The following is a 1,791-nucleotide window of genomic DNA, read 5'->3' as shown; positions in this document are numbered from 1 at the left end:
TCTCTACACACACACCGGGGTTTGGTGGTTTGGTCTGGGTCCCGGGGGTGCGGACGCACGCCCCCCCGACGCACGCCGTGCCCCCGTGGGCCCGGGCCCACCCGGGGCCGACGGCGATCGTCACTGCGCTGGTGGCGGGGCCCCCGGGGGCCCCGGCGACGGGGTCGTCGACGGACTGCTGAGGATCGTGAACATGTCCGCGGCGGTGAGTGCGTGATCCTCACCCTCCGTGAACTTCGTCCTGGCGATCTCCAGCCCCAGCGAGACGTTGTCCAACGACTTCACGAGCGCGTCCAGTTCGGCCTTCACGCCGACCGCGTAGGCCTTGAACTGGTTCTGCATGGCGGTCGAGGCCCCGTTCCCGAGCGCACCCAGCAGCTTGGTGTACGTGTCCGGGCGCGCCCGGTTCCCGGGAGCGTCGGCGCCGCCCGCGAATGCCTCGACCTGGTCGATGAGGTTCGCGTGACCGTCCGTCGGCTTGGGCAGGTTCGGCGGCGTGGCGTCGCCGAGGAGCCACTGCCGCCAGGTCTCCACGTTCGTCTTGAGATCGTTGAAGGCCTGGTCGCTGACCTTGATCTCCTTGGCCATGCCCGTGCTCCGCTCAGAAGCCCGCGGCGGCGGCCCGGTCGGCGTACTTCATCGCCTGGTTCATCTCGTCGAGGGCCCGGGCGCCGTCGCGCATGTCGTCGTGCATGGCGCTGGAGCTGCTCCTCGCGATGTTCAGGAACTCGGTGAACGCCTGCTTGTACTGGCCGGCGTTCGCCTCCATGCCCTGGAGCTGCTGGATCAGCTCTTCCAGGCCGCTCTGCATGGTGTGGGCCGCGCTGAGCAGGTCCTGGAAGGCCGCGTCGATCGACTCGTGCCTGAGCATGATGTCGGTGGGGCCACTCATGGCGTCTCCTTCTCGTGTTCGTGGGTTTTATAAGGGTGGTGACTGAGCGTCAGCTCTTGCCGCCAAGAGCGTGGAAGACGCCGTCCGAGGCACCCCAGTTGCCGCCCTGGACGTGGGCGTCCTCCTCCGCCTTGGTGAGGATCGAGCGGGCGCTGCCCAGGTCCTGGGTGAGCTTGTCGAAGGCCTGCATGACCCGCTTGTAGTTCACGACCCAGTCGCCGACCTTGTCCTGGAAGGCCTTGCTGGCCCCGGAGACGTAGTTGGCGGCGATCTCCATGTTGATCCGCTCGACCGTCTGGCCGGAGCTGATCATCTGCGAGATCTGGCCCTCAAGGCTCTGCAGGGCGTTCTGGATCGCCTGCTGCTCCACATTGAGCATGCCGCCGGGTGCGGGGGTGGTCATCGGAGCTCCTTTCGTTCGTCGGTCTACCTCGTCAACGGAGGCTGTTCGCGGGCGGGTTCAGCCGCAGGTGGGAGAACTCGCGCGGCCCGCGGGAGCGCTCGCCGCGGCGTCGCCGACCAGGCCGGACGGGTCCAGGACCGGGCCCGTCGGCAGCAGCCCCAGCACGCCCGACGGGACGGCGACCGGGCTCGAACCGCCGTAGCCGAGCTGTTTGACGGCGCCCGCGGACGGCAGGGGGTAGCGCACGCCCGCGTCCGTCACGAGGTACTCGGTGCTGCCCGTTCCCGCCCCGGAGAGTGCCCGGACGAGCGCGCCGCGACCCGGGCGGACGGCGACGAGGTCGGCGGTCCGGTCGGCAACCGCGCAGCCGGGCACGGGCGTTGGCGCCCGCCCCGCCCCGGCGTCCGCCGCGGCCAGGACCGTCACCGAGCCGACGGGTGCCCCGGAGCCCACGTGCAGGTCCGCGCACACGCCCTCGTCGCGCAGCGGGGTGACG

4 protein-coding genes are annotated in these 1,791 nt (G+C 70.4%); all 4 read right to left on the bottom strand.

The genetic code is table 11. The annotated features are described in order from the left end of the window. Positions 1 to 120: 120 nt before the first annotated feature. Positions 121 to 588, bottom strand: coding sequence for a hypothetical protein (locus AB0O00_RS37795; protein ID WP_363659222.1), 468 nt, complete (start codon positions 586 to 588; stop codon positions 121 to 123). A 13-nt stretch (positions 589 to 601) separates the two neighbouring features. Further along, positions 602 to 892 (bottom strand): hypothetical protein, encoded by a 291-nt coding sequence (locus AB0O00_RS37790; RefSeq protein WP_363659221.1) that lies wholly within the window; start codon positions 890 to 892, stop codon positions 602 to 604. Between the two features lie 49 nt (positions 893 to 941). Beyond that, complete coding sequence (locus AB0O00_RS37785; protein ID WP_363659220.1) at positions 942 to 1,295, bottom strand: hypothetical protein; 354 nt, start codon at positions 1,293 to 1,295, stop codon at positions 942 to 944. Positions 1,296 to 1,352: 57 nt separating this feature from the next. Further along, positions 1,353 to 1,791: type VII secretion protein EccB (locus tag AB0O00_RS37780; protein WP_363659219.1), on the bottom strand; the 439-nt coding region annotated here is incomplete at its 5' end.

Origin of the sequence: Kitasatospora sp. NPDC093558, assembly GCF_040683475.1 — a bacterium.
Lineage (GTDB): Bacteria > Actinomycetota > Actinomycetes > Streptomycetales > Streptomycetaceae > Kitasatospora.
This window is presented reverse-complemented; position numbering and strand designations above follow the sequence as displayed.